The organism is Alteromonas sp. ABH4_452 (assembly GCF_056311825.1).
In genome coordinates, this window is the sequence record NZ_CM149973.1 from 3944803 (window position 1) to 3971802 (window position 27000).

General features: G+C 44.4%; 21 protein-coding genes. 10 read left to right on the forward strand and 11 right to left on the reverse strand.

The features are described from left to right. Positions 1-130 precede the first annotated feature (130 nt). Complete coding sequence (locus ACYX4N_RS16920) at positions 131-3085, reverse strand: TonB-dependent receptor (protein WP_476054843.1); 2955 nt, start codon at positions 3083-3085, stop codon at positions 131-133. A gap of 520 nt (positions 3086-3605) precedes the next feature. Between ACYX4N_RS16920 and ACYX4N_RS16925 the strand changes: the two genes are divergently transcribed. From ACYX4N_RS16925 to ACYX4N_RS16950, 6 genes are all read left to right on the forward strand, one after another. Then, positions 3606-4361, forward strand: coding sequence for a hypothetical protein (locus ACYX4N_RS16925; RefSeq protein ID WP_476054844.1), 756 nt, complete (start codon positions 3606-3608; stop codon positions 4359-4361). Between the two features lie 430 nt (positions 4362-4791). Further along, entirely contained in the window at positions 4792-6351 is a 1560-nt protein-coding gene (gene leuA / locus ACYX4N_RS16930; protein WP_476054846.1) for a 2-isopropylmalate synthase, read from the forward strand. After that, positions 6352-7449: a 3-isopropylmalate dehydrogenase gene (leuB, locus tag ACYX4N_RS16935; protein ID WP_476054847.1), complete on the forward strand. Its 1098-nt coding sequence runs from the start codon at positions 6352-6354 to the stop codon at positions 7447-7449. A gap of 9 nt (positions 7450-7458) precedes the next feature. Further along, a complete protein-coding gene (gene leuC / locus ACYX4N_RS16940; protein WP_476054848.1) occupies positions 7459-8859 on the forward strand; it encodes a 3-isopropylmalate dehydratase large subunit in 1401 nt (466 codons plus the stop codon). Positions 8860-8862: 3 nt separating this feature from the next. Then, a complete protein-coding gene (leuD, locus tag ACYX4N_RS16945; RefSeq protein WP_476054850.1) occupies positions 8863-9468 on the forward strand; it encodes a 3-isopropylmalate dehydratase small subunit in 606 nt (201 codons plus the stop codon). Between the two features lie 327 nt (positions 9469-9795). Next, on the forward strand, positions 9796-10992 hold the full coding sequence (locus ACYX4N_RS16950; protein WP_476054852.1) for an HD-GYP domain-containing protein: 1197 nt from the start codon (positions 9796-9798) through the stop codon (positions 10990-10992). Positions 10993-11114: 122 nt separating this feature from the next. Here ACYX4N_RS16950 and ACYX4N_RS16955 read toward each other — a convergent pair whose 3' ends face one another. Then, the gene (locus ACYX4N_RS16955; protein ID WP_476054853.1) at positions 11115-12290 is read right to left on the reverse strand and encodes a general secretion pathway protein GspB; all 1176 of its coding nucleotides are present in this window, start codon (positions 12288-12290) and stop codon (positions 11115-11117) included. Beyond that, a complete protein-coding gene (locus tag ACYX4N_RS16960; protein ID WP_476054854.1) occupies positions 12283-13194 on the reverse strand; it encodes an ExeA family protein in 912 nt (303 codons plus the stop codon). Before ACYX4N_RS16960 ends, ACYX4N_RS16955 begins: the two co-directional genes overlap by 8 nt. A gap of 219 nt (positions 13195-13413) precedes the next feature. Between ACYX4N_RS16960 and ACYX4N_RS16965 the strand changes: the two genes are divergently transcribed. Beyond that, entirely contained in the window at positions 13414-14592 is a 1179-nt protein-coding gene (locus ACYX4N_RS16965) for a tRNA nucleotidyltransferase/poly(A) polymerase-related protein (RefSeq protein WP_476054856.1), read from the forward strand. Positions 14593-14689: 97 nt separating this feature from the next. On the opposite strand, the gene ACYX4N_RS16970 is transcribed toward ACYX4N_RS16965, so the two are convergent. After that, positions 14690-17014 (reverse strand): methyl-accepting chemotaxis protein, encoded by a 2325-nt coding sequence (locus ACYX4N_RS16970; protein WP_476054858.1) that lies wholly within the window; start codon positions 17012-17014, stop codon positions 14690-14692. A gap of 244 nt (positions 17015-17258) precedes the next feature. On the opposite strand from ACYX4N_RS16970, the gene srmB reads away from it, so the two are divergent. The 3 genes from srmB to hemW all read left to right on the forward strand — a co-directional run bounded on the left by srmB (position 17259) and on the right by hemW (position 20430). After that, positions 17259-18485, forward strand: coding sequence for an ATP-dependent RNA helicase SrmB (srmB, locus tag ACYX4N_RS16975; protein WP_476054860.1), 1227 nt, complete (start codon positions 17259-17261; stop codon positions 18483-18485). A 210-nt stretch (positions 18486-18695) separates the two neighbouring features. Beyond that, positions 18696-19298: an XTP/dITP diphosphatase gene (locus ACYX4N_RS16980; RefSeq protein WP_476054861.1), complete on the forward strand. Its 603-nt coding sequence runs from the start codon at positions 18696-18698 to the stop codon at positions 19296-19298. Next, complete coding sequence (gene hemW, locus ACYX4N_RS16985; RefSeq protein ID WP_476054863.1) at positions 19291-20430, forward strand: radical SAM family heme chaperone HemW; 1140 nt, start codon at positions 19291-19293, stop codon at positions 20428-20430. Before ACYX4N_RS16980 ends, hemW begins: the two co-directional genes overlap by 8 nt. Before the next feature lie 124 nt (positions 20431-20554). On the opposite strand, the gene ACYX4N_RS16990 is transcribed toward hemW, so the two are convergent. From ACYX4N_RS16990 to ACYX4N_RS17020, 7 genes are all read right to left on the reverse strand, one after another. Further along, entirely contained in the window at positions 20555-21349 is a 795-nt protein-coding gene (locus ACYX4N_RS16990) for a YggN family protein (protein ID WP_474808437.1), read from the reverse strand. Between the two features lie 268 nt (positions 21350-21617). Further along, the gene (locus tag ACYX4N_RS16995; RefSeq protein ID WP_476054864.1) at positions 21618-22190 is read right to left on the reverse strand and encodes an Lcl C-terminal domain-containing protein; all 573 of its coding nucleotides are present in this window, start codon (positions 22188-22190) and stop codon (positions 21618-21620) included. Positions 22191-22192: 2 nt separating this feature from the next. Beyond that, a complete protein-coding gene (locus tag ACYX4N_RS17000; RefSeq protein WP_476054865.1) occupies positions 22193-23971 on the reverse strand; it encodes an Lcl C-terminal domain-containing protein in 1779 nt (592 codons plus the stop codon). A 112-nt stretch (positions 23972-24083) separates the two neighbouring features. Then, complete coding sequence (locus ACYX4N_RS17005) at positions 24084-24596, reverse strand: PAS domain-containing protein (RefSeq protein ID WP_476054867.1); 513 nt, start codon at positions 24594-24596, stop codon at positions 24084-24086. Continuing rightward, positions 24596-25591, reverse strand: coding sequence for a response regulator (locus tag ACYX4N_RS17010; RefSeq protein WP_474808441.1), 996 nt, complete (start codon positions 25589-25591; stop codon positions 24596-24598). The genes ACYX4N_RS17005 and ACYX4N_RS17010 overlap by 1 nt, the downstream gene beginning before the upstream one ends. 278 nt (positions 25592-25869) lie before the next feature. Then, positions 25870-26580, reverse strand: coding sequence for an LrgB family protein (locus tag ACYX4N_RS17015; protein ID WP_476054868.1), 711 nt, complete (start codon positions 26578-26580; stop codon positions 25870-25872). Continuing rightward, on the reverse strand, positions 26577-26978 hold the full coding sequence (locus tag ACYX4N_RS17020) for a CidA/LrgA family protein (protein WP_476054869.1): 402 nt from the start codon (positions 26976-26978) through the stop codon (positions 26577-26579). The genes ACYX4N_RS17015 and ACYX4N_RS17020 overlap by 4 nt, the downstream gene beginning before the upstream one ends. Positions 26979-27000 lie beyond the last annotated feature (22 nt).

Here is a 27000-nt window from a genome sequence, read left to right on the forward strand (position 1 = left end):
TTGTTTGCCCACCGAAGCTGGCAAACAAAAAAAAGCCCTAACTGGCGTTAGGGCTAATGCACACATCACAACCACACTTTGTGATCCAGGGTGTATATACTGCCGCGTGCCACGGCAGTTGTTTTACAAATTAAAAACGATAGTTTGCACCTACAGTAATTCTTCGGTCAGTAAGACCTTGGAAGCACAGAAGTGAGCCTTCGTTAACACAGTACTGCTCTACTTCAGACTCAGTAATGTTTACTGCCTCAACACCAATATTAAGGTTTTCGTTAACATCGTAAGTCACACTTGCATTTAACTGACCACGATCAGCTTGTACCGCTGGGAAGCCCCACGGGAAGCTAGACGTACTACCGAAGTCATCGGTACGGTAAGCTTCACGCCATGTGTAGCGCATACGAGCAGATAAACCAAACTTCTCGTAGTAAAGCGTAATGTTGTAGGCGTTCTCTGAAAGGTTTAATAAGCCTTGAACTCTAGTAACTTCTTCGTCACTTCCTGTGGTTGCAGCGAATACTTGACCAGCTCTATTAGTGGCAGTGTTTTCCAGCTCTCCACCAGAAAACTCTTGTATTGTATAGTTAGCAAGAACACCAAAACCTGAAGCCCACCCTAACTCGCTTTCAAAGCCAGATAAATCATATTGAACCGCAAACTCGATACCTTTCTGGGTAGTTTCGGCAGTGTCATTTACTTTAGTTTCTGTACCTACACAAACACCTGTACCTAGATCGGGACCGAATACATTAATATCAGCAATTGGATTGAAAATACCGCCACCCTCACAAGGGTCAGTTAGGTCGCGGTAACCTGTTATAGGATCTTCAACAGGAGTCTCAATCTGATCTACGAACAGATCTTTTCGGGTTTTATGAAAGATGCCCACGCTAAAAACACTGGCTTCTGCGAAATACCATTCAGCAGCTAAGTCATAAGAAATTACTTCTTCAGGCGATAGATTTGGGTTACCAATTGCAACGAATGGATTAGGACTGGTGCTGTAAGTTACCGAGGTTGATAAATCATTATAGTCAGGACGACGAATATCTTTACCGGCACCAAATCTTAATACTACGTCATCAGTAACATCTGCCACCAAGTTGAAGCGAGGAAGAATGAAGTCGTAATCACCAGTATTAGTTACACGAGAAACTAACTCGTTTCCTGCATCGTCTTCGGTTATTGAATTACCCACAGATGTCACATCTGTTTGTAAATAACGTACGCCGAAATTACCGCGAAACATTTCGTATTCGAAGTTAGCCTGTGCATAAAGTGCATGGGTTTCTTCTTCGATGTCAAAGAAGCCTGAAGAGCTGGCCGTGGGCGCACTTAAGGAACGCGTAGAGCCATGTGCTTCCATTGCCGCTTGTAGTGTAGCTAATACTGCATCAGGGTCGGACGCTACTTGCTCTGGGTCTATCAGCAAAAAGTCGCTAACATAAAGCTCACGTCCGTCTGCATCGTTGAAGTTGTCAGGCCCAGCAACCAGTAAGTCGCTAAACAAGCTGCCTCGAGGACTGTCTTCCATTGTACGCAAGCCAACGCTGGTACCGATATCTTCACGCTTGCTGCCTGATTTGTTGTAGCGGTAACCAAAATCCACTGATGTTATCATGGTGTCTACAAAATAAGTGAAATCTACGCGAAATGCATCTTCAAAGTTTTCGGTAGTGTCACGACCAATATTTACATCGCGAAGCACTACATTGTTTGGATCAAGTAATTGTTCAACAGTCGGAGCGTACTCTGCCCCCTCAGCAATACCAAAGGTCAATGCACCACCGGTAAGATCATAAGCAAAAGGAACGGAGTTATCGTTACCGCCACCGGCATCCAACGGTGCATTCGGGTTAATAAAGTTAAGGGTTGTATTAAAGCTTGGTGTGGTGGTATCTGATGATGTTGATGCCACTTCCGCAAATACACTCCACTTTTCGCCTTGCCATTCACCACCTAAGCGAAAAATTTCGCTTTTTGTTACACGTGAATTAGTATCACTTGAAAAGCGTAAATTTGGATCGTCGTCGTCATGGTCTAAGTTGACCGGTATGACACCACGTAGCGCTGCTTCTATTGACCCCAGATCGGTGCCACCTAAAGAGCCAAAATCAATCGTTTCAAATTCATCTGGAACCGAAATTTGACGTAGATTACTTACACCAGAAGCTTGAACACGAGAACTTTCTTGCAGACGTTCTTGATCATTAATAATCGCGTCAAAGAAAAACTTAGTGTTGTCGTTCGGCGCCCATTCAATAGTACCCACTAGGTTTTTAGTTTCGTATTCAAAGTTATCGTAGTCTTGAACAAAGAATTGGATAGGCAAAAAGTCGAAAGACTGCGCACTTGGAAAATCGCTGTCAGAGCGCACTATATTATCTCTATCTGCGCGAGGACGAAATGCCGTTACGTCTTGCTGAGCATAACTACCACTAATTACCACACCAATGGTACCGTGGTCGGTATCCCAATTATCGCCAAATGTTCCTGAAATACGAGGTTGGAAGTTGCTATCAGTGGTTAAGCTGCTGTTCTCACCTTGTACACGAAACGCTGCAAGCTGTTCATTAAGCTGTAAGGGGCGGATTGTTTTTAGGTTAATTGTACCACCTACTGAACCTTCAATGGTTTTTGCATCAGGTGATTTGGTAACCTCTAGGCCTGCTATAATCGCTGCTGAAACGTCTTCAAAGTCAATACCGCTTCGACCTGCACCTGAGCCAACAGTTGAAACACCGTTGATTTCAGTACGGTTGGCATCGGTACCACGAATTTGAACGCCCGTACCAACACCCGCTTCACGCGTAATCTGAATACCTGTGATGTTTTCAAGAACTTCCGCTAGGTTTTGGTCTGGTAGCTTACCAATATCTTCCGCTTCAATAACCTCTACAAGATTATTTTTGAAGCGCTTTTCATTCATTGCGCTAGCCAGTGAAGCACGGATACCCGATACCTCTATTACCTCTACATCTTCGTTCTGTTCTTGCTGTGTTTCTTGTGCGTTTACTGATGCGGTTAGGCTTAGTGTCGTAGCCGAAAGTACCGCAAGTGTAATCTTTGATAATTTGTGTGCCATGTGTGTTTTCCTCTTAAGGATTGAGGAATGTCTAATCACTCATTCCTTACCACTTAATTGATTTGCAACTTACCCGCCCTGCAAACTTGTCTTACACCTACTTTACAAGACAGTTACAAAAGTAAGACGAGTTTTTACATTGGTCAATACAAAATGTTAAAAAATGGTCAATTTTTTTATATTTTTGGCATTACCAATATTTATAAGGGATGGTCAAATAAGGTTTAACATCATGAAAAATACCAAACAATCAATACAATACAATAACTTATAAATTTTAAATGTATTTTTCGTTGTTTTTAACATTACTTACACAAGCGGTAAGCTTTGCAACAAAATTGGTCATACAGGTTAGTTATTAATAAGTAGTATGCCAATCCATTGTTTAAAAAAAGGATGAAACTTAAATTTGGCGTTCGCTCAGCTCATTGGAGACAATACCTATTGAAATCGCTATGTGGCGCTTATTGCCGTTTCTTGATACGGTTAAACAATAATCAAACACATGTGCAGATAAGTAATGACATCAGAGAAACCTTCTTCTCGATCCCAAACAGGCTTTTTCAGTGAATCGGGTGAATTAGGGGGAAGCCATGCGCAGTTCACCGAAATTTGTACTGCGCTCTATGAGAGAGAATTATTGACACTTGCTCATTTGAACACAAACAATGCATCGATGATAAAACGTCGAATGGGTGGCCTGCCCTATCATATTCGAAGCGTTGCTCGCTTTATGGTTACACAACTTCAATTATCCCCTCCGCTGAAAGTCGATACGCACAATGGAAGTTGGTTTGCTAAGCAACCGGTTAAGTGTCCTGGTTTAACGCAAGATAATGAAAAATGCGTGCAATGGTTCAAGAAGAATACGGATTACGGTTTAGTTGTTCCTGTGCTTGTTCAAAGCATCGAAGGGCTTACGATTGAACTTGACTCTATTGATATGTTTCGCGAGTCCAGGGATAAGATTCATTTAAATAAGCATGGTTGGTTCGATATAGGCGAAGGCCAATTAACTAAAAAATGTTCGACACTAGATACTATTAACACTCAACCTACTGATGAACTATCAAAAAGCGTATTCTCTTCGTCCCAACTATCAAGCACAACACTTACGTTGCTAAAACCTACTAAAGCTATAATGAGTAGTGCTTGCTGCGGTCATATGTGGAACTATAAATCAAAATCTAGCCCGCGTTCTCTTTCGTTACGAGAGATGCGCTTATCCACTCGGCTCAATTGGAAAAATTTCACTTCAACACGCAGCAAGCAATAATTATTCACTTTTACTGCATGGTATTTCATTAATCAGAAAACCATCTTTTAAAGTTTTTTAGTATATACATCCTAACAACCTACTTAAGCGATATTAAGATTTACTCAATATGACGTAAAGTGTGAGGCACCTTAAGACTAAAGAGCGAATATTAGGATAACCATCCTAAATAATTAAAAGATAGCTTTTATATACGAAAAATATACTCATTATCGTAAACAATGGTTGACCTCTACCCGTCACATGGGTACATTGTCGCTATCAACTTGGTCAGCAAAGAAACAACAGCAAATGCGTATTCGTTTTCTTCTTCTATCTCTACTCCTTATGGCAGCCAGACTGCACGGGTAGATTGCGACCAGCGATTTAAATTCACAAAAACCCGTGCCAAGCACGGGTTTTTTTTTAACTATTCAACTGAGAGAGCGTCATGACAAATCAAGTGAAGATCTTTGATACCACATTGCGAGACGGTGAGCAGGCCTTACCTGCAAGCCTAAGTGCCAAAGAGAAATTACAGATCGCGCTGGCGCTCGAACGCTTAGGCGTAGATATTATTGAAGCGGGTTTTCCCGTGTCTTCTCCGGGTGACTTCCGCTCTGTACAAATGATTGCCAAAGAAGTTAAAAACTCGATTGTTTGCGGCCTATCTCGTGCTTTGCCAGGCGATATTGATGCCTGTGGTCAAGCGCTAAGCGTTGCCGAACAATTCCGTATTCATACCTTTATTGCTACCTCCGAAATTCACGTTGGCGCTAAGCTTCGCAAATCACAAGATGAAATTGTTGAAATGGCGGTGAAGGCGGTTAAGCATGCACGTCAGTACACAGATGACGTAGAGTTTTCGTGTGAAGACGCTGGTCGTACTCACATCGACTATCTATGCCGCATGGTAGAAGCTGCGATTAATGCCGGTGCAACTACCGTGAATATCCCAGATACAGTGGGCTACACCACACCTACAGAGTTCGGCGGCATTATCCAGCAATTGTTTAATCGAGTGCCCAACATTGACAAAGCTACAATCTCCGTTCACTGTCACAACGACTTGGGCTTAGCGGTAGCAAATTCATTAGCTGCTGTTGAGCAAGGTGCAAGACAGGTCGAATGTACTATAAACGGAATTGGTGAGCGTGCTGGTAACGCATCGCTTGAAGAAATCGCGATGATCTTGCAAACACGTAAGAGCATGTTGGGCATTGATACCAATATCAACTCAACCGAAATTTCTCGCACCTCTAAATTAGTGAGCCAGCTTTGTAATATGCCGGTTCAGGCCAACAAAGCTATTGTAGGTGCCAATGCGTTTAGTCACTCATCAGGTATTCACCAAGATGGTGTCTTAAAAGCGCAAAATACCTATGAAATTATGACGCCGGAAAGTGTGGGCATTAATAAGAATAATCTAAACCTAACGTCTCGCTCTGGCCGCCACGTAATTAAGCACCGCTTAACAGAGTTGGGTTACAAAGCAGAAGACTACGATTTAGAAGCCGTGTATGACGCATTCTTAAAGCTAGCGGACAAGAAAGGTCAAGTATACGACTACGACCTTGAAGCATTATTGTTCTTCGATAAGCAAAAGCACGACCAAGCGCACTTCCAGTTGCTTTACCTTCAAGCAAACTCAGGCCGTGAAATAATCCCAAGCGCTACTGTCAAGATGAAAGTGGGCGATGAAGAAATTACCCAATCTAGTATTGGAAATGGACCTGTAGATGCGGCGTACAAAGCTATCATGTCTATACTGGGTCACGAAGATTTAGAAGTGGTGGACTTTAAACTAGATTCAAAAGGTGAAGGTGCCGATGCCTTGGCACAAGTGAGCGTTATCGCCACATATAAAGGTCGCCGTTTCCATGGAATCGGCTTGGCTACAGACATTGTAGAAGCCGGCGTTAAAGCACTTATCTTTGTATTAAACAACACATATTTGGCCGATCAAATTGATCAGCAGAAAAATCAACAAGAACGCGTTGCAGGAGTATAAATGAGCCAGTATTCAATTGCCGTATTAGCCGGAGACGGTATCGGCCCAGAAGTTATGCAGGAAGCCAATAAGGTTTTAGATGCTGTTGAAAAGCAGTTTAACGTTAGCTTAAACCGTACTGCATACCCTGTAGGTGGCTACGCCATTGATACTGAAGGTGAAGCTCTGCCCTCTAAAACCTTGCTGGGCTGCGAACAAGCCGATGCAATTTTGTTTGGCAGTATCGGCGGCCCTAAATGGGACACATTACCGCTAGAGCAGCGCCCAGAGCGTGCCGCATTGCTTACCCTTCGCAGCCATTTTGATCTGTTCAGTAACTTACGTCCAGCCCGCATTTATCCGGGCCTTGAAAGCTTGTCTCCTCTTAGAGAAGACATTGCTAAATCAGGTGTAGACGTTTTAGTTGTGCGTGAGCTAACCAGCGGTATTTACTTTGGTCAACCGAAGGGCCGAGAAGGTGAAGGCGAAGAAGAATTCGCTTACGACACCATGCGCTATAGCAAACGTGAAATTCGCCGTATTGCTATAGCGGCATTTGAAGCTGCACAAAAGCGACGCGGTAAAGTTACCTCAGTAGATAAAGCTAATGTATTGGTTACTAGCCGCCTATGGCGTGAAATTGCTGAAGAAGTAGCAAAAGACTACCCAGATGTAGAACTTGATCATATCTATATCGACAACGCTACTATGCAAATCATGAAAAACCCAGCACAGTTCGATGTAATGCTGTGTTCAAACCTATTTGGCGATATCGTTTCTGATGAATGTGCCATGATGACAGGCTCTATGGGTTTGCTGCCATCGGCAAGTATGAATGAAGAAGGCTTCGGCCTTTATGAGCCAGCCGGCGGCTCAGCGCCTGATATTGCAGGTCAAGGCATTGCTAACCCTATCGCACAAATTTTATCAGCCGCTATGATGCTGCGTTTTAGCATGAACTTAGGCGATGCTGCAGACGCTATTGAAAAAGCAGTGGTAGCCACACTAGAAGCAGGTGTACTTACAGGCGAGTTACTTCCTTCTGACAAACGAAGCCAAGCGGCAAGCACGTCGCAAGTAGGCGATGAAATCGTTAAACAATTAATGGCGCAGGAGTAACAACATCTCATGGCCAAGACCTTATATGACAAAGTGTGGCAAGCCCACATCATCGACCAAATCGGTGAAGACAGTTTAATTTATATCGACCGCCACTTAATTCATGAAGTGACGTCTCCTCAGGCATTTGCTGGTCTTAATGAAAAAGGCCGCAAAGTACGACGCCCTGACCGCACGGTTGGCACCATGGACCACAGTATTTCGACTCGTTCATTAGCAATCGATGCCTGTGGACCAGCCAATGCACTTCAGCTACAAACCTTGGCAAAAAACTGTGAAGATCACGGCATTCAGCTATTTCCAGTGGGTCACCAAAAGCAAGGTATTGTGCACGTTATGGGGCCTGAACTAGGGCTAATTCAGCCGGGTATGACGGTTGTATGTGGTGATTCACATACGGCTACCCATGGCGCATTCGGTGCACTGGCGTTTGGTATTGGTACCTCTCAGGTAGAGCACGTTCTAGCTACGCAAACGCTAAAGCAAAGCCGTGCTAAAAGCATGCTTATCAACGTAAATGGTAAGCTTCCTGTAGGTATTACCGCAAAAGATATCATTCTAGCCATCATTGGAAAAATTGGCCACGCTGGGGCTACTGGCCATGTTATTGAATACGCAGGTGAAGCTATCCGCGGTTTGAGCATGGAAGAGCGCATGACGGTGTGCAACATGAGTATTGAAGCTGGCGCGAAAGCTGGCCTTGTTGCACCAGACGAAACAACATTCGCCTACCTTGAAGGTCGTGAATACGCACCGAAAGGCCAAGACTGGGAAGACGCTGTCGCTTATTGGAAGACCCTTTATACCGAAGAAGGGGCTACCTTTGACACTGTTGTTGAGCTTGAAGCAGCAGATATTGCTCCTCAGGTTACTTGGGGTACCAACCCAGGCCAGGTCATTGGCGTAAACACTCCGGTACCAGCCCCTGAAGATTTCAACGACCCGATTGAAAAAGAAAGCGCAGTAAAAGCGCTTGAGTATATGGGATTAAAACCCGGTGAAAAGCTAGCTGATATTCCGGTAAATCACGTATTTATTGGCTCATGTACTAATGGGCGTATTGAAGATATGCGTGCAGCGGCACAAATTGCCAAGCGCGGTAAAGTCGCCGATTCAGTAACAGCTATTGTTGTTCCGGGGTCTGGTAATGTTAAGCGCCAGGCAGAAGCTGAAGGCTTAGATAAAGTCTTTATCGATGCTGGCTTTGAATGGCGTTTGCCAGGCTGCTCTATGTGCCTTGGTATGAATGACGACAAGCTAGTAGCAGGCGATAGATGTGCCTCTACCAGTAACCGTAACTTTGAAGGCCGACAAGGCCGTGGTGCGCGTACTCATTTAGTAAGCCCTGCAATGGCTGCTGCTGCGGCAATTACCGGTCGCTTTGCTGACGTTAGAGATTATCAGGAGTAATTTATGTCTGAACAAGGTTTTACACAACACACAGGCATTGCTGCGCCGCTTGATCAGGCGAATGTCGATACCGACCAAATTATTCCAAAGCAGTTTCTAACCGGCGTAACGCGTGCTGGCTACGGCAAGCACTTGTTTCACGACTGGCGTTATTTGGATTTAGAAGAGAAAGAGCCAAACCCAGCGTTCGCGCTGAATAAGCCTGAGCACAAAGGCGCAAGTCTATTACTAGCTCGCGAAAACTTTGGTTGTGGTTCAAGCCGTGAGCACGCGCCGTGGGCACTTGCCGACTTCGGTTTTAAAACGGTTATAGCCACCAGCTTTGCTGATATTTTTTACGGCAACTGCATTAATAATCAGCTAGTGCCAGTGGCATTATCAAGCGAACAAATGGACGCATTATTTGCAGCTGTTAAAGCAAATCCAGCAACCCAAATTACTGTTGACCTTCCCGCGCAAACCGTAAGTTTTAACGACACTAGCTTCAGTTTCGACATTGCAGAGCATCACAAGAACAACCTGATTAAGGGTTTAGATGCCATCGGTCAAACATTGGAGCTTGCGAGTACAATTGAAGCTTTTGAAGGCAAGCAGCCAGCTTGGTTGTAACCGCTAAATAACGTGTGACGTAAAACGTCTCGAGCTTGAAAAAGAGCGCTACCGCAGAGTAGCGCTTTTTTATTATTTCCTTCCAAGCATTTATCTAAACTTCTCGCTGCTTCAAGGTGCGTCACGACTAAATGCTAAATGTCGCTGCCTAATAAGAAGCAACGTTTCTTACTTTTGTGTGCCTTAATAAAAGCATATGCATAGTAACAGCAAGACTTAACTATACTAAAGGTTAATAAACCCCTCACTTTTTCCACTGGAATATCGTATTATTTGTCTCTAATGTAGTAAAAGGCTATGACAACACTGTGCCGTACAGGAGAGATAATGTTAGAACAGGTACCCATTGATGATTTGCAGCCTGGGATGTACGTCAATCAAGTACTTGAACAAACGGGTTCACTTAAAATGCGCTCTAAGGGCATTGTAAAAACTCAAGCCATCATTGATAGTCTTAGAGCTAAGGGAATTCTTACAGTAGAAGTAGACCTAGCCAAGTCAAAACTTCCTAAAACTCCAGAAGCGCCAGAGCCATCAAAAGAAGAAACACCACAACCTATAAAAGCACCGGTTAAGTCATTAGGCCGCGACTCAATTAATGAGGCGAGTGAACTTTACAATAGTGCGCTTACCATACAGAGCAGCTTTTTAAAATCACTTCAAAAAGGTGCAGTTACCGATCTTTCTCCCATGGAGTCGCTATCCCACAGCCTCATAGAAAGTGTGTTTGACAATAAGGACGCGCTCAGCTGCCTTACCATGATCAAAGATACAGACCAATACCTCTTAGAGCACAGCATCAATTGCAGTGTACTTAGCGGTATTTTCTGTGAGTTTCTAGGCTTTGACAGAGACACTACTGAGCAGGTGAGTTTAGGTGCTCTTTTAATGGATATCGGCATGTCTTCGCTACCTGATGAAATTCGCAACAACACAGGTGAACTTTCTAGCGATGATTGGGAAGTGATGAAAAACCACGTTGAAATTGGTGCGGACCTAGTTGAACAATTTGGCGATATATCTGACTTATCCCTTTGCATTATTAAACAACATCACGAGCGCGTGGATGGTAGCGGCTACCCTAATGGACTGGTCGGTGACGAGATTTCAGAGTTCGCCCGTATTGCCGCTATCGTAGATGCGTACGATGCCATGACATCTAACCGCACTCATAAAAACAGTATTACCCCAACACAAGCACTTAAACGCCTTACGGCGACGGAAAACTTAGATCAAGAGTTGGTAAAGCAATTTATACAATGTATTGGTGTGCACCCTATAGGTTCATTGGTTCGCCTTAAGAGCGGAAAGTTAGGGATCGTAAGTAAAATTAACCCTAAAGATCCAGTAAGCCCTCACGTAATGACTTTCTACAGCGTTACCTCACAACATTTTAATGAAGTGAAGCGAATTGACTTAAGCCAATATGATGATGAGATTGTATCGGGGGTTCGCCCAGAAGAGTTTAGCTTGAACCTGCCTAAATTCTTTAAAGACGTTTTTGTGAATCAAATGCCACTGTAAACCCATTTTAGCCGTATTGCTGGCAAAGCTAAAAGGTGCTTAAAGGCCCTGAATTCAGGGCCTTTTTTACATAGTAAGCACTGTACTTCTGATGGGTATTTCTGCTCTAATCGATGAAACGACTACCAGTCAGTTAATGCCGCCATGGTAAAGATTTCGTCTTCAAAAGAAAGCACCACGCGCTGCGCTTCAATATTCACAATTTGCACTCTATCGGCAATCCAGTCGCCCTCGCCTATCTGACGCCCATTGACTCTGACCCACCTATCGGATGGTCGAGAAGCGTACATGTGAGCACTAAAATTCATCGTAGGAAGGCGCGTTAACAAGCGAACGGGTAATTGATCAACACGAGGCAGGTCGTCTTTAACTGTGATTTTTGTTTCTTCTTCGGTGGGTTTATCGTCTTGCGCTTTCGAGTCTAATGCCGCCACAGCAGCGTTAAAGCGCGCCATAAGCTCCGGCGACACCGATACGTCAGATTGAGGTGCGGTTTCGTTTAACACTGTACCTTCGTAATCTTGTGAAGACTGAGTTTCGCTTGAATTACTACCCTGTGTAGCCGCTACACTGTCATCTGCTTTGTTGCTTCGCGTAATGTCGGGCTGCGTGTTTGGCTCAATGGCTGCTTCGCTAGAAGAGGGCGTGTTGGCAACTATATCGCTAGCTTCGTCTTTAGCAATACTCGAACTGCCACTTTGTATATCTGTCTGGTCTGTGGGTTGTATTTGTTCACTTTGATTTTCCGAGGTAGCGGGTATTTCGCTACCATTTTGCGTAGCGACAAGCTCCGAAGCGTCATCGCTTTTGTCTTTCTTTGCTGCGCTGGCTTCGGACGCTGTCGTAGGTGCCGCCGCGGGCGCCGTTAACATCGGCCACCAGCGCTTGGCTGTAGCGGCGGAAAAGCCAATGCATAAACCGCCAAGAATAACGACGGCAAATAGCGCAACTTGCTTGGTGTAAAGCTTCCATGCTGACGGAAGCCCTTCTACTGTTGGCAAAAACAAACTGCGATTAAACTGCTCGTTAAGGGATTTATCAAATTTGGCGGTAGTATCGTGCTCGCCCCGCAGCAAAGCTTGGGTTTGCGTTCTGTGGTGCGTTGTTGCAGGTGCTATTTCCACGGTTTGCTCCGGGTCTATTTCAACCTCTTGCACACCCATTTCAGCCAAGCCCTGCACCATAGCATCGCTTGTCACTAAACCTGACTTTCTAATTTTAACTGGCCCATTTTGCTTGGTAATTTGAACAATCACCATACCGGGCATTAAATTTTCAATGGCAACGATATTAGACATACAAACTCCCTAACCCGTAGCCGAATATGATGGCCAAAACAAACGCCGATGCGAGATACCATTTACGCTGGCTTTGCACGCGCTGACTAACAACATCTTCACCTAGAATTTGCTCTGCCGCGGCCAAGAATATAGGCTTTTGCACAACCGCATGCTGCTTAGTAAAAGATAAGGTTAACGCTCGGTCGCACAGCAAATTAATTACCCTTGGAATCCCACCAGTAATTTGATGCACCGCACGCAATGTAGACTTACTGAAAATACTGATATCACCTTCAGCCACGCTTAAGCGGTGTGCTATGTAAGCACTAACTTCAGGCGCAGTTAAGGGCAGCAGATGATAACGAGCGGTAATGCGTTGAGCCAGCTGACGTAATTCGTTACGCTTTAACAACTGCTGTAATTCAGGCTGTCCAATCAGAACGACCTTTAACAGCTTTTCACGGTTTGTTTCAAGGTTGGTCAATAAACGAAGTTGTTCTAATACTTCAGGCAGTAGATGCTGCGCTTCATCTACCATAAGCACCGTGTTAATGCCTGATTGGTGATTTTCGGCCAGCTTAGACAAAATTAAATCAGTAAAATACTTAAGGCTGGCTTTCTCTGGTGTATAGGGTAAGCCTAGTTCATCACACACCGTCGCTAATAGCTCAAGAGCAGATAAGGTAGGGTTTAATATCATAGCTACTTGGGTATTGTCCGGTAGCTGCTGCAACAATTTTCTTGAAACTGTGGTTTTCCCAGTCCCCACTTCTCCGGTGAGCATCACAAAGCCACCGCTTTCCCTAAGGCCGAAGGTCAAATGGGCTAATGCCTCTTTGTGTCTTGGGCTCATATACAAATAATCGGGGTTAGGCGCAATCGAAAAAGGATTGTCATTTAACCCGAAGTAGTTCAAATACATGGTTGCTGAAGCGCCTATCTGTTTTAATTTTTAACGACGATTAAACTACCAGACGCAACCTTGAAGTGAAAGCGCATAACGATGTGGCGACGAATTTTATTTGTAACATTGCTATACTGCGCCTCAGTTACCTTGGGAAGGTTGATTTTCATTACACGTCAAAAGTCGATGCATTCCCAATCTAAAAAGTATTACTAACTAAAAAATCGTTGGAAGAGCATGCAAGTATATCTCGTTGGTGGCGCAGTACGTGACGCACTGTTGAACAGAAAAGTTGTAGAACGTGACTATGTAGTGGTGGGCGCCACACCGCAAGAAATGCTTAGCCAGGGTTATACTCAAGTAGGCAAAGACTTCCCTGTTTTCTTACATCCAAAAACACAGGAAGAATACGCACTTGCACGCACAGAACGTAAGTCAGGAAAAGGTTACACCGGTTTTGTTTGCGATGCGTCAAGCTCGGTGACGTTAGAAGAAGATTTGTTACGCCGGGACCTTACCGTTAACGCGATAGCGCAAGACAACTATGGAAAACTTATCGACCCCTATGGTGGTAAAAAAGATTTAGAAAACCGCCTACTTCGCCACGTATCTGAAGCCTTTAGTGAAGACCCTTTACGCGTATTTCGCGTTGCTCGGTTTGCCACCCGCTATGCTTATTTGGGGTTTACTATCGCCACTGAAACCATGGCTCTTATGCAGTCTATGGCCCAAAGCGGCGAGCTAAGCACGCTAAGTGCAGAGCGGGTATGGCAAGAAACAAAGCGCAGTCTTTTAGAGAAAACACCGCATGTTTTTTTCACTGTATTATACCAAGCCCATGGCCTCAATGACTGGTTTACTGAGCTTGAAAGAAACGTAGATACTGCTCTGGAAACGTTAAAAACGGCGGTAGCACTAGAAAAGGCTGAAAACGAAAGCGTTGTTAAATACACGGGTTCAGAAACCCCATTACCTGAAAGTAGCGATTCAGAAACCGCTAGGCTGATAACAAGGTTTACTGCCCTGCTCACTCACCTTAATGAGGAAGAAGCGAAACAGTTATGCAGTCGGCTCAAAGTGCAAAACCAAGTTAGTGAAATCGTCAGCCTTGCCTGCAAATTCAAAGGCTTTCTTTTGAACGCGCAGAACTCGCCCGCCGATTTACTTGCCCTGTTCAATGGCTGTGATGCGTGGCGAAGAGAGGAACGTTTCACATTATTACTTAGCGCTTTTGCGCCTTATGCTCATAACAACGGCGTAGATTGGCAACATCAACAGAAGCACATTAAAAATGCGTTGGCAGCCGCCAACCAAGTAAATGTGCAAGACATCATTGCCACCGGCGTTAAAGGCCCTGAAATCAAAGAAGCACTGAGTAAAGCCAAATTAAGCGCCATTGCATCAATAGCGGAGTAATATAAATATCGCGATTCATCCGCCGTAAATTTCACTGATGAAGTTTCCTCAGATAGGTTTTACGGCTTCTCTTTTAAATCGTTAATCAAAATTTAGTTTAAGCTTTGAATCTTGATACCAACTTCTTATTTTCTTCGGCAATCGCAGAAAGGTCCTGAGCTGAACGAGTAGCTACTGCCACGCCGCGCGACATTTCTTCTGATTGTGCAGCGATACTATTTACACTCTCGCTAACACTTTCAGACGTAACATTTTGCTCTTCCGTTGCGGTCGCTACACTGTCAGCCATGGCTTTCACTTTTATAATTATCTTTGACAACTCATTCATGGCTGTAGTAACAAGATCAACCAAATGAATGCCGCCATCTGCAGCGGTTGTAGCCTTATCCATTTCCTTGACAGATAAACTTGAAGCGTGATTCATTCTGTCTACAATCTGCGATATTTCAACGGTACTGCTTTGTGAACGATTCGCTAAAGCCCTTACCTCATCAGCAACAACAGAAAATCCTCGCCCTGCTTCACCTGCTCTAGCAGCTTCTATTGCAGCGTTAAGCGCCAAAAGATTCGTTTGATCGGCAATAGACGTAATATCGCTAAGTAAACTATTTATGTGTGAAACTTCTCTTTGCAAAGAAGATATTACCTCCCTTGAGTCACCTAGAAGCCTTACTAATAGCTTTATATTATCAGCCGCTAAGTCCGCTCGTTGCATATTCTCATTTAAGCTTAGGGTTGCGTTTTCAGTAGCGTCTTTTGTATCAACAGTATTTCTGGCAACATCAGCAATTGACATCGATAGCTCTTCTACCGAGGTAGCGACCATTTGTGTCTCTTGCAGCTGTTGGTCAACACTATTACTACTCTGTTCCATAGTAGCGCTAAGCCCTTGCGCTGATGAAAATACGCTTTCACTGTTTTCTTTTATTTTGAGAACGATATTTTGTATCTGCTCAATAAAACTGTTGAACGGAAGGATGACATTGTTTATTTCAGAAATAGAAGAGGGTTCTAATCTTATCGTGAGATCTCCATTTCCATTTGAAAGCTCATTGCAGGCTTGGCCTACTCGCAAAAGTGGCTGAACTAAAACTTTCGCTAACCATAGTGCAATTATAATCGCGACACCCAAAATGATTATCGCTTCAATTACTGTTGAAATTGTTAATTTGGAGCGTAACGCATAAGCGGGCGACAGAGCCTCTTCCACATCTATTTCAGCTAAAAGCCCATAATTATACTCACCAATTTTTAAGGGAACATAAGAGGAGAAAACATCTACGCCACGATAATCTTTTATTTTTCGAAAGCCCTCCTCTGCGTTTAACGAATTTCTAACCGATTCGGTATCAACCGGCTGTATTCCAACAGAAGTATCAGCATCTCTTGCCTGAGCAGCTACTTTTGGAGAATTCTTTTCAATGGCTTTTAGATAAGCTTGTTTATCTTCCAAAAAGAATCGGCTTTCAGTGACTAGCAGCTTGTCAGGTGAGACAAGGTAAGTTTCTCCAGATTCACCAAACCCGTTCTGCTTCCATTTAGATTGATGAGTTAGAATAGAACTGATTTTGTCTATCGGAATTTGAAATATCAGAATGCCAACCGTTAACCCATCGGCATCAGTTATTGGTTTCGACAGGAAACCCGCCATTGCGTCATAAGAAGGTAGATATTTTTCAAGTTTACTAACCGATACGCTGTCTTTATTAGCAACTTGTTTTGCTAAGGAAAATGCTTCTCCTATCCCTGTGTTTGCATAGGGGCCGTTTATCAAACTTGTTGCGTAATCGAGTTCTTTATATACGCTATAAACAACGTTCCCTGTAGTGGGGTCAGCGATAAAAATATCGTAGTAACCAAATTCATTTAGAAACCGTCTTATTTCCTCATGATAGCGAGCATGTACTTTTGAATATGTTGTTGAATTGGACAAATCAGTAAGACCGTCCTTCTGTCCTATGGGTAACGTAGAATTTGCAATGAAGTCATATTGCAACGTTTTGGCAACCAGAGGTAATGGGTCAATGAGAGAATCTACTTGCTGAAGCTCTTGAGCATTTCGCTCTTCATAACGTACTGCAAATTCTTGCACGTAATAACCAGACAGAACATCGTTTTGAGAGTCAGTCAAAGCAGAGCGCTCTTTCATATAGCTTTTGTAAGCTGGAACGAAAGCCTTAGTAGCTTCTAATACTAGAGAAGATTCAGAAAAGTTGCGTATCTGCTTCTCATTAAAAGCCATGTAATCTTGAATAGCAGATTTAGTTTGAATTGCCTGCTGGCGTAACTTGTCTTTTGCTGACGCTTGAAGTGCACTTTCAGCACTTGTCACTGATACGTATAGTGATAGACCGGACAACAGCAAGACTGCCATCGTTACCAAAGAAACAATAGCAATAATTAAACGTTTTTTTAAAGTCACTGAGCTTCCCTTCACGCACAAGTAAGAACTGAGAATAAGACATAGGTGTAGCGATTATTAACAGGTATAGTTTAGAAAATTTAACAGAGCCATTTTTTTATTGAGATCTCTACCAAAGTATTATGAAAGCAATAAATCAACTTCTTAGAAAAGAATGACTTGTTGAAGTCGGTTGAGATTTACTGCTTAAAATGGCGTATCAATGCTACAATACGCCCCATTCATTTAGAGCGTTTTTTATACTATGACTTTCGAAGAACTCGAATTAGACGAAGCACTGTGTCACGCAGCTGCCGATATGGGGTTTGAAACTCCAACTAGCATTCAAGAACTGGTTATCCCGCATGCATTAGATGGACGAGATATCTTGGCGTCTGCTCCTACAGGTACCGGTAAAACAGCCGCATTCTTATTGCCTGCGTGCCAATTTTTACTTGATTACCCGCGCAGACAGCCTGGTGCTACACGCATTTTGATCCTAACACCTACCCGCGAGTTAGCGTTACAGGTTTACGAACAAGCCCTAGCCATAACAAAGCACACACAAATTGTGTGCGGCGTAATAACCGGCGGTATTAACTACGGTACCGATAAAGAAACCTTAAGCAAGAATCTTGATATTCTTGTGGCTACACCAGGTCGCTTGCTTGAGCATATCGAAAAAGAAGCCGCAGATTGCCGTGATATCGAGTGTTTGATCCTTGATGAAGCTGACCGCATGTTGGATATGGGTTTCTCAACGGTAGTTAACCAAATTGCTGCCGAAGCGCGCTGGCGCAAGCAAAACCTACTGTTCTCAGCCACGTTAGAAGGTAAAGGGGTTAAAACCTTCGCCCACGACATTCTTAACAACCCTGAAGTTGTGGAAGCGAACCCGTCACGCAAAGAGAAGAACAAAATTCATCAGTGGTATCACCTTGCTGATGACATGAATCACAAGCAAGCCCTGCTGGTAAATATCTTAAAGCAAGAGACGACTACATCTGCTGTTGTTTTTGTAAAAACTCGCGACCGCTTACAGATGCTAAAAGATTTCTTAGCGTCTAAAGACATTCCAGTGTGTTGGCTACAGGGCGAAATGCCACAAGACAAGCGTAATGCAGCCATGGCTCGCTTTAAAAGTGGTGAGGTACCAATCTTATTGGCAACTGACGTTGCAGCTCGTGGTATCGACGTACCTAATGTAAGCCACGTTATTAACTTCGACATGCCGCGCAAGGCCGACGTTTACGTTCACCGTATAGGCAGAACAGGTCGTGCCGGCGCAAAAGGTACGGCTATATCTTTGGTTGAGGCCCACGATTTTGACATGGTAGCCAAAACCGCACGTTACATGGGCGAACCACTTAAAGCTCGCGTTATTGAGGAGCTACGCCCTAAAAACAAAACGCCTAAGATTGGCCCGAAAAAGAAAAAAGTAAAGGCCAAAGACAAAGCCAAGGCAAAAGCTAAGCCTAAAAAGAAAAAGTAAAACGTGCGAAAATAGCCAACAAGTAGCATTCAGGTGAGTTAATGCGGTGGGTCAGGACGTAGGTGGAACATTGCCGACACAAACCCTCTGCCGCAGGGATGCGGCAGCGGAGCGCACATGGATGTGTTTACCGCGTGTTTGTGGAGGCAATGTTTCGCCCGCAGCCGCTGCCCACCGCCTTAACTCACCGTTAGTTCAAAAGAGTACACAATGAAATTCCCAGAAAAAATTGTTTTAGCCACAGGTAATCAAGGCAAGGTGCGTGAGTTCGCTTCCTTGTTTGCCGATTACGGTGTAGACGTTGTGGCGCAAAAAGAATTAGGTGTATCTGATGTGCCTGAAACCGGTACAACATTCGTTGAAAATGCCATTATTAAAGCGCGTCATGCGGCGCAAGTAACAGGCTTGCCAGCTATTGCCGACGACTCAGGTTTAGTCGTCGACGCCCTTGGCGGTGCACCTGGTATTTATTCAGCCCGCTATGCTGGCGCTGATGCAACTGATGATACCAATATCGACAAGCTATTAGCTGCCCTTGATGGTGAGAGCCAGCGTAAAGCGCACTTCTTCTGTACCTTGGTGTTTATGCGCCATGCAGATGACCCAGTACCCTTGGTTAGCCAAGGCAAATGGCAAGGTGAAATTTTAAATGCTCGCTCTGGTAACGACGGTTTTGGTTACGACCCTGTTTTTCACGTGCCAACTCATGGATGCACTGCGGCAGAACTAGAAAAAGCCGAAAAGAACCGCATTAGCCATCGCGGCAACGCCCTAGCGATTTTGCTTGATAGTATGAGAGCGACTTTTGCGTAATCCTCCGCTTAGCCTTTATATCCACATCCCTTGGTGTGTTCAAAAGTGTCCGTACTGTGATTTTAATTCTCACGGGCTTAAGTCTGACTTGCCCGAAAAAGAATATGTGGCGCATCTGCTGGACGATTTAGCCATTGATGCCAGACGCATTGGCGATCGCCCTGTTGAGACAATCTTTATAGGCGGTGGCACGCCCAGTTTGTTTTCAAGCGAGGCCATGGCTGACATTTTAAACGGCGTTAAACAGCGGGTTAATTTGAGTGACACCGCTGAAATAACCATGGAAGCCAACCCAGGTACCGTTGAAGCGGGTAAGTTCGCTGGCTTTTATCAGGCAGGCGTAAACCGTATTTCGGTGGGTATTCAGAGTTTCCAGCCTAAGCATTTAAAAGTGCTAGGCCGTATCCACAATGAAAGCCAAGCTGGAAATGCGGTAAAACAAGCACACAGCGCGGGGCTACCTACGTTTAATTTAGATCTTATGCATGGATTGCCGGAACAAAGCGTGGACAATGCCATGGCAGATCTAAAGCAAGGTATTGAGTTAAATCCCTATCACCTGTCGTGGTATCAGCTAACTATCGAGCCAAACACGCCTTTTTATTCAAAGCCACCAGAACTGCCAGACGACGACATTCTGTGGGAGATACAGGAAAAAGGCCACAGCCTCTTAGAGCAAGCAGGCTATCACCAGTACGAAATTTCAGGCTACGCCAAAGCGGGGCACCAATGCCGCCATAACCTTAATTACTGGCGCTTTGGCGATTACTTAGGTATTGGATGCGGTGCACACGGAAAGATTACTGATGCCGCTAACGGCACAATTCATCGTACAGTTAAAGTGAAGCATCCCAGAGGCTACATGGAAATGAGCCGCCCGTATTTAGATACGCAAACGCTGGTTAGTGCAGACGATCTGCCGTTTGAATTCTTTATGAACAGGTTTCGCTTAGTTGAGCCTTGCCCGATGAGTGACTTTAGTGACTTTACAGGTACTGAGTTAACGGATGACGTTAAGCGCGCATTGTCTGATGCTCATCACCAAGGGCTACTTTCTATTTCAGATAGTCACTGGCAGGTAACTGCTAAAGGACGAAGATACCTTAACTCCCTACTGTCGTGCTTCGTTTAAACCCGCTCTTTTAAGCTCTTTGCTTTCCTGGTTTCTATGAGGACTTAGAACGAAAAAGCCTGCTCGCGCAGGCTTTATTATTTTAATGATCTTTTAATAGATAGTATTACTCTTCTAACTGCGTCTAGTTTTCGCTTTCGTCGTGACGAGTAATGATATTGTAAGGTTTAAAGGCAGGTACGCTAGCGCGAAGGTTTTCTTCTGCAACGTCTAAGCGTTTGAGCTTTTCACAAAACCACTCTGCTTTTTTACGCAAGGTGGTGGCTTTGTCGCCTACATCCAGGTGCTCGCCCACGTTATTTAGCTGACGAGTAATTTCCGCTACTTTCTCTTGGTTAACCTCGCCGCTTCCCGTATTAATGCCGCTAATTGCCGATAATATACCGCCTACTGAGGTAGAAATTGCTTCCTCAAGCTGTGCTTCTATTTCACTATCAACAAATTCGTCAACGCTTTCCAGTGACCCGGGGCCGATAAAATAATGATTACTGGCGTGCCTGAATTTATCTTTCACGCGATTTTGCACGCGCTTCATAGCAGCGTTTAATCGTTCATAGCTATCGTGATCGCTACCAACTAAACCTAAATACACGTGTTCAATGGTGTCAATCGCCAAGTCCACACCTTCGGTAGCCAAAATAATCATTTTGGGAACCACATAGTGCAAACCTGAAGAATACTCGTTAAGCCACTGCTTTTCTTGTTCGCTTAAGGTTTGCCAACGCCCGCCTATGAACAGTTGGTTTTGGTCATTAATCTGAACTACGGTGCGGGTTTTATCCATTACACGAAGCTGCGCATTGTTTACGGCAATACCGTAGGCAAAATCGATGTTGCACGTATATTCAGCTTGCGCCGATGTACTGAGTCCAGCGAATAAACAAATTGTGAAGAGAAAAGCCTTAAGGCGCGATATCATTTTCATACCATCATTGTGGCTAGCTTACTAAGAAATAAAAAGCCATCATGAGTCTAACGTGCTAAAAATCAGGTTGAACATGTCGAGATGATCATTTTACGCAACTCGTAAATGGGTCATTAATGAGAACGATAAACATCTGTATCTTTAACGTTCAGACCTAAAACAACAAAGCACGCATTATAGAGCGTGCTTTGTTGATAAAAAGTCTCAGTATCAGATACTAGACGAAAGACTAATAAGAAAGGATGTAGATCTTTACCTACACCTATTCGTCGGTGTAGGTGCGTACCAAACGTACATATATGAATCGGTCTTTTTCTTTTATGGAATGACTAGCGTTAAAGAACGCAACAACCCATGCTCGGTCTGGATCGTCCGCTGAAGGGGTAGAAGTCCAAAAGTCATCTGGCGGCGTTGCCGGAAAAAGTGAACTATTAATGGCAGGTCGCACGCAGTCTCGTTCTGTTAGCGTTGCCAACTCTTTAACGTTAGGCAAGCGCCACCCCAATAAATCATCGTTGCTCGCCTGCTGCGCAAGCTGTAAGGCCTGCTGCCACGTATATTTTACCGCTTCACCACTACACGTAGAGCCATCCCACGTTTGCCCTTCCGAACAACGCATCCACACCAAATCTGTTGTGGTGTCTAGCAAGGTACTAGTGGTAACCGCTTCAAAATTATCATTTGGCGTGGTTTCAAGCCCATCTGATAGACATTCTTGGGCATGAACTGAGGCCGAACCAACCATAAGCAATGCTGATGCAGCGAACAGATTAATTGAAGTAATCATTGTTTTTTTCATCACTTTTTTGGCGATCGTATTAACTAGCTTACTCATGACTATCTCCCCGCTCTTACTAAACGAACACGCGCTGATGATGACTTGTTTAGAAAGTTATCTACGCCCGAGTCAAAATCTAAAGCCCATGCATTTTGCGCGTCGTCGCTATTTACCCCGTCTGCACTAGGCACGGATGTCCAATACCAAAGCGGTTCGGTAGAGACTGCGCCTGTATTAGGGAAATAATCTTCATCAATAGCAACATCGTCGGCAATGCCTAAGTGCATTAAAGAAAATAGTTCATGATGAGTAGGTAAACGCCAGTCGTAAAAACCACACAAGCCTTGCGCATTTACAGCTTCAACATACGCAGATGTATTGCAGTTAGTTAATAAGCACGTAGCATTCGAACCTGTTTCATCACCTTCAAATCCACCATTTACCTCGTCGCTATACCAAGAGTATGTATAGTCTTTGTCTTGAAATGCACCGTCGTCGGTTTTCACTTCCCATACTAGCCCGGTTACATTATCTCGAACGCACGACCATGTATCAGCACTGGCATCCTGCTCATCACCGTTAGCGTTTAAGCGCGTGAAGTCAAACCCAGCTTTACCACGCCCTGCTTTTTCTATTAAGCCGTTTTGCTCAATAATATCAGCGCCTCGTTGCCCGTCCTGCCCAGGAAAGTCGTTTTGCTGCGCTTCGGTTAATGCATTATTGGTCGCTTGCTGCAAAAAGCCTGTATCGTTCAAAAGCGGCGTTGGCATTGGGCGTATATTTACGTTAATCGTGTCTTCAACGCTATTGCCGTTGGCGTCGGTGACAGTAAGGGTATAGGCCACAACAGTAGAGGACGATACAGAAGGTGCTATAGCAAATGTGGATAGTGCATCATTGTCATCTACTGCGCTAATTTCAGCATTTGAAGCTAGCGTAGTGCTTGAGGAAACGTTATTACTGCGCTCCCATGAATAAGTAAGCGGCAAAGCACTAGGAATACTAGTGCTGGCCTCGCCATCTAAAATAACCACTTCTCCACTAAATACGCCTTGAGAATAACCCGCATCAACAACTGGTAAGGTTTCAGTTTCAGATTGAACAGAAATGGTGACGGTATCGGTATCAGTAGCCCCTTCACTATCGGTCACTTCTAGCTGAAAGGTAAGCTGCTGTGCATCGTTGGCGATGGGCGTTACGATAGTCAACGTAGAAAGGTTAGTTTCTACACCGGTTATCACATTGGTCCCGCTGGTTTGAGTCCACGTGTAATCGGCTATTTCGCCCTCTGTGGCAGTCGAATCTGAGTCACTACTACCAGTACCGTCAAAGACAATTTCTACCCCTCCAGGGAATGTATTAGCCGGCAAATCGTCCCATTCGGGCACTTCTATACTGGCTTCAGGGGCAATATTTACAGGCGCAACCGTAATTACTGTAAAGTCACTGGCCGTATTACCGCTCTGATCATTAACCGACACGGTCAGCGTATATTCAGTGGCACTATCCACCAGCGGCGCTTCGAAGCTAGCGGCAGAAGAACTCGTGTCTTCATGGGTGATGGTTAGTGACGGAGATGCGCTCCAATTATACGTGTAAGTGCCATCACCTCCGCTCACCTCTGCGCTAAGCGAGTAAGTTACGCCTTCTGTTACTGTTGCATCAGGGCCAGCATTTATCACTAAATTACCGTTACCCGATCCGTCATCGCTCGAGTCACCATCGCCGCCTCCGCCACCACCGCAGGCAGCTAAAATAAATGCGCCGCCCAAAATGGCTAGTCCACGCGCCACAGTACGTGGTAAATAGCCTGAAAATGAAGACTTAATTAATTGCATACATACTCCCATCGCACTTAGTGCTGAAAAGCCCAGACGCAGCGCGTGAAAAAACTCGATATAGATGGAATCGCAAAGCGGCTTATGGCCTCTGTTGCGTTACAAATAGCGGTTAAGGTAAGGTGTGTTTCAATTTATTCGCGACTAATCTCGCTTCTTGCTCTTCGGACATCGTAACTTGCAGAGCCTCGAGCTGCTTTTTACCTACCGCCACATCAGTCATGTCGTAAATCATCATGCTAATAAAATCCACCTTCCCAGTTGCGGAAGTAAGTGGAGATAGCGTAATGTTTTGATACATAAATGACTCACTACCTGTAATCGGCCGATAGTTAGGAAACTTGAACAAATACGGGCGCTGCTCCCAGGTCATGAAAGCGCGAGTTTTTAAGTCGAAGACAGGCTTAGCTTTTTTCATAAACCAGTCTTGCTTAATTGATGGAAAAAGCGAGAATAACGTTTTGTCTCTTACCTCGCTCGGCAAAAGTCCACTGTGACTCTCCATAAAGCCATTCCATACCTGTACGGTAAAATTACGATCAAGTACAACGATCCCCACATCTACCGTTTGTAGCATGTCCATCATCCAATGGAATTCTTGTAACTCATCTAAATGCTGGCTCATCAGAAGTCCTCCAACAAGTGGGCAAGCTTTGAATTCATCATTTTCATGGATTCTTCAGTGAACAACAAAATCAAATCGCATTGAACATTGTAGCCTTCAAGCCCATAGCTAAGCTCTATCGCCAATGTTCGCTTCCACTTAATTTGATTCATACCAATAATTTCAGTGATGGCACGGTGCTGACCAAGCACAATAGGGTGGCCTTGGCTGAAGTTAATATCCATTTGGTTTGCTAACCCCGTCAGGCAGGTTCCAATAAGAATACTCGCCGCATCCATAAGCAGCTCTAATTGAAGTTGGTCGTCTACTTCACCTTCAACGTTTAAAATCTTAGCAACATCATCAAAACTTGAATCACTTAAAATACACAGTGCTTCACCACTTACTCCGGGCCCCAAAAATCCTTGGCAAACAGCGGTAACCTGCTCGTGGCTTTCAATATCAGAAAGCATCATGTGAAGCTCTGAAACTTCAATGAGATTAACGTTAGGTATGGGAAGTTCTACGAACACATTCATGGTGCGCGCGAGGTGGTCGCCTGCTTGGCCCATTGCGATATTCGTTATCTCTTGGTAACAATCGCGAATATCAGGGTCAAGCGGCGTAATTTCTTCTCGCTCTTCTTCCTCGGCGTGAAGAATATTATATTTATCAAGAACCTCAGTAAGCTTCTTGGGGTCGACAGGCTTGCGGATAAAGTCTAACGCCCCCAATGATGTCACTCTTTCGTGCGCTTCCGGCTGAATATCGCCAGATACCACAATAACTTTGGTTTTAAGACCACGCTGTTTAATTGCCTCTAACGTACCGTATCCATCAAGAACAGGCATGTTCAAATCTAAGAGTAAAAGATCGCCTTTACCATCGGCGAGCGCAGTCAAAGCATCTTGGCCATTTTTTGCAAAGTGCACGGCTACGTCCCAATCTTGGGGGAGGCACTTAGCCACTTGCTTGCGCGCAACTAACGAGTCGTCACATACGAGTACTGAAAACATTAAGTTCTTTTACCACCTAGCTTTTACAACCAGCTGCCGCTGATATTTTCTAGTAATTTCAACTGTATCGGCACAACTACTGTGAACTGAAGTAATGATTTCTGCTTCAGGTACAGTAAGCGGTAGTGCCCTATCGGCGTTATAAACAGATAACCTGCATATGGTGATACGAAACACCTCACTAAGAAATAGCACTTTTGGGGAATATTGCCAGCGTGTTTTACATTTAACTATAAGCTTACAACATAGCTATAGGTTTGAAGTCTCGGACTGAAAGTTTAAACAAAAACGCCAAAGATTAGGGGGAGTATCAAAGCCGTAAATATTCCATTTACACAAAGCCCAAGGGTAGCCATAGCGGCGACGTCCTCACCCATTTGTATTGATTTGGCGGTTCCAATAGCATGTGCAACAGTACCTAAAGCAATGCCCTGCGCCTGTCGGTCACGTACGTCAAATACAGAGAACACGGCGGTCGCAACAATAGCGCCCACAATACCTGTAGTGATAACAAAAACGGCTGCTAACGCGGGAATTCCGCCGATGTGAGCACTGGCTTCCATCGCAAGAGGTGTGGTGATTGATTTAGCTAACATAGTCATTTTTAGCGCGGATGGTGCATCTAACGCAAAAAGCGTGAGCCATGCGGTAACAGGCGCAATTATTCCACCAAAGCCAATACTGACTATTAACCTCCATCCGTAGTGCTTTAAATACTGCCATTGCCGATAAATTGGTAATGCAAGCGCTACAGTGACAGGCCCTAAAAGCCAGTGAATTAATAAAGCTGAATGCTGATACTTCACCACTTCAGTATCGGTCAAATAGAGGAATACAGAAACAAAGACAGCCGTAAAAATAATGGGGTGCGCGATTGGGTGACCGTTACACTTTTTATTAACCCAAAGCGCAATAAGGTAACCGATAACAGTGATACATAGCCATAACAGCCCATTTAAGCTAATTACCTGATTCAAAGCATCAATCATTCAAGCTCCCCTTCCGTTTGTGAAGTGCTAGAAGGTTTATTCAATTTGCTACAAAATAGCTTCTGTGCGAACCAAGCTGTGACGCCTAAGCTTAATGAAGTAGTAAGGAGAATGGCAATGGCGATTGCTGGCGCATTGGCTTCAATATCATCCCAATAGATAGACACACCTAGTACTGCTGGGACGAAAAACAATGACATATGCTTTAAGGGAAAGGTAACAAACCTAGCTGTAGCAACTTCCAGTTTTGGAAAAGTGAAGAGCACACCAAGTAGCAGACAAAGCCCAACCAATGGGCCTGGAATAGGTAACGCCAACATGGTAACGGCGAAAAGCCCAGCATAATACGCAGCGAAAACCACTATGGCCCCCACTACTGCGTTACTTACATTTCGCACTTTCTGTCCTTGCTTTCAAGTA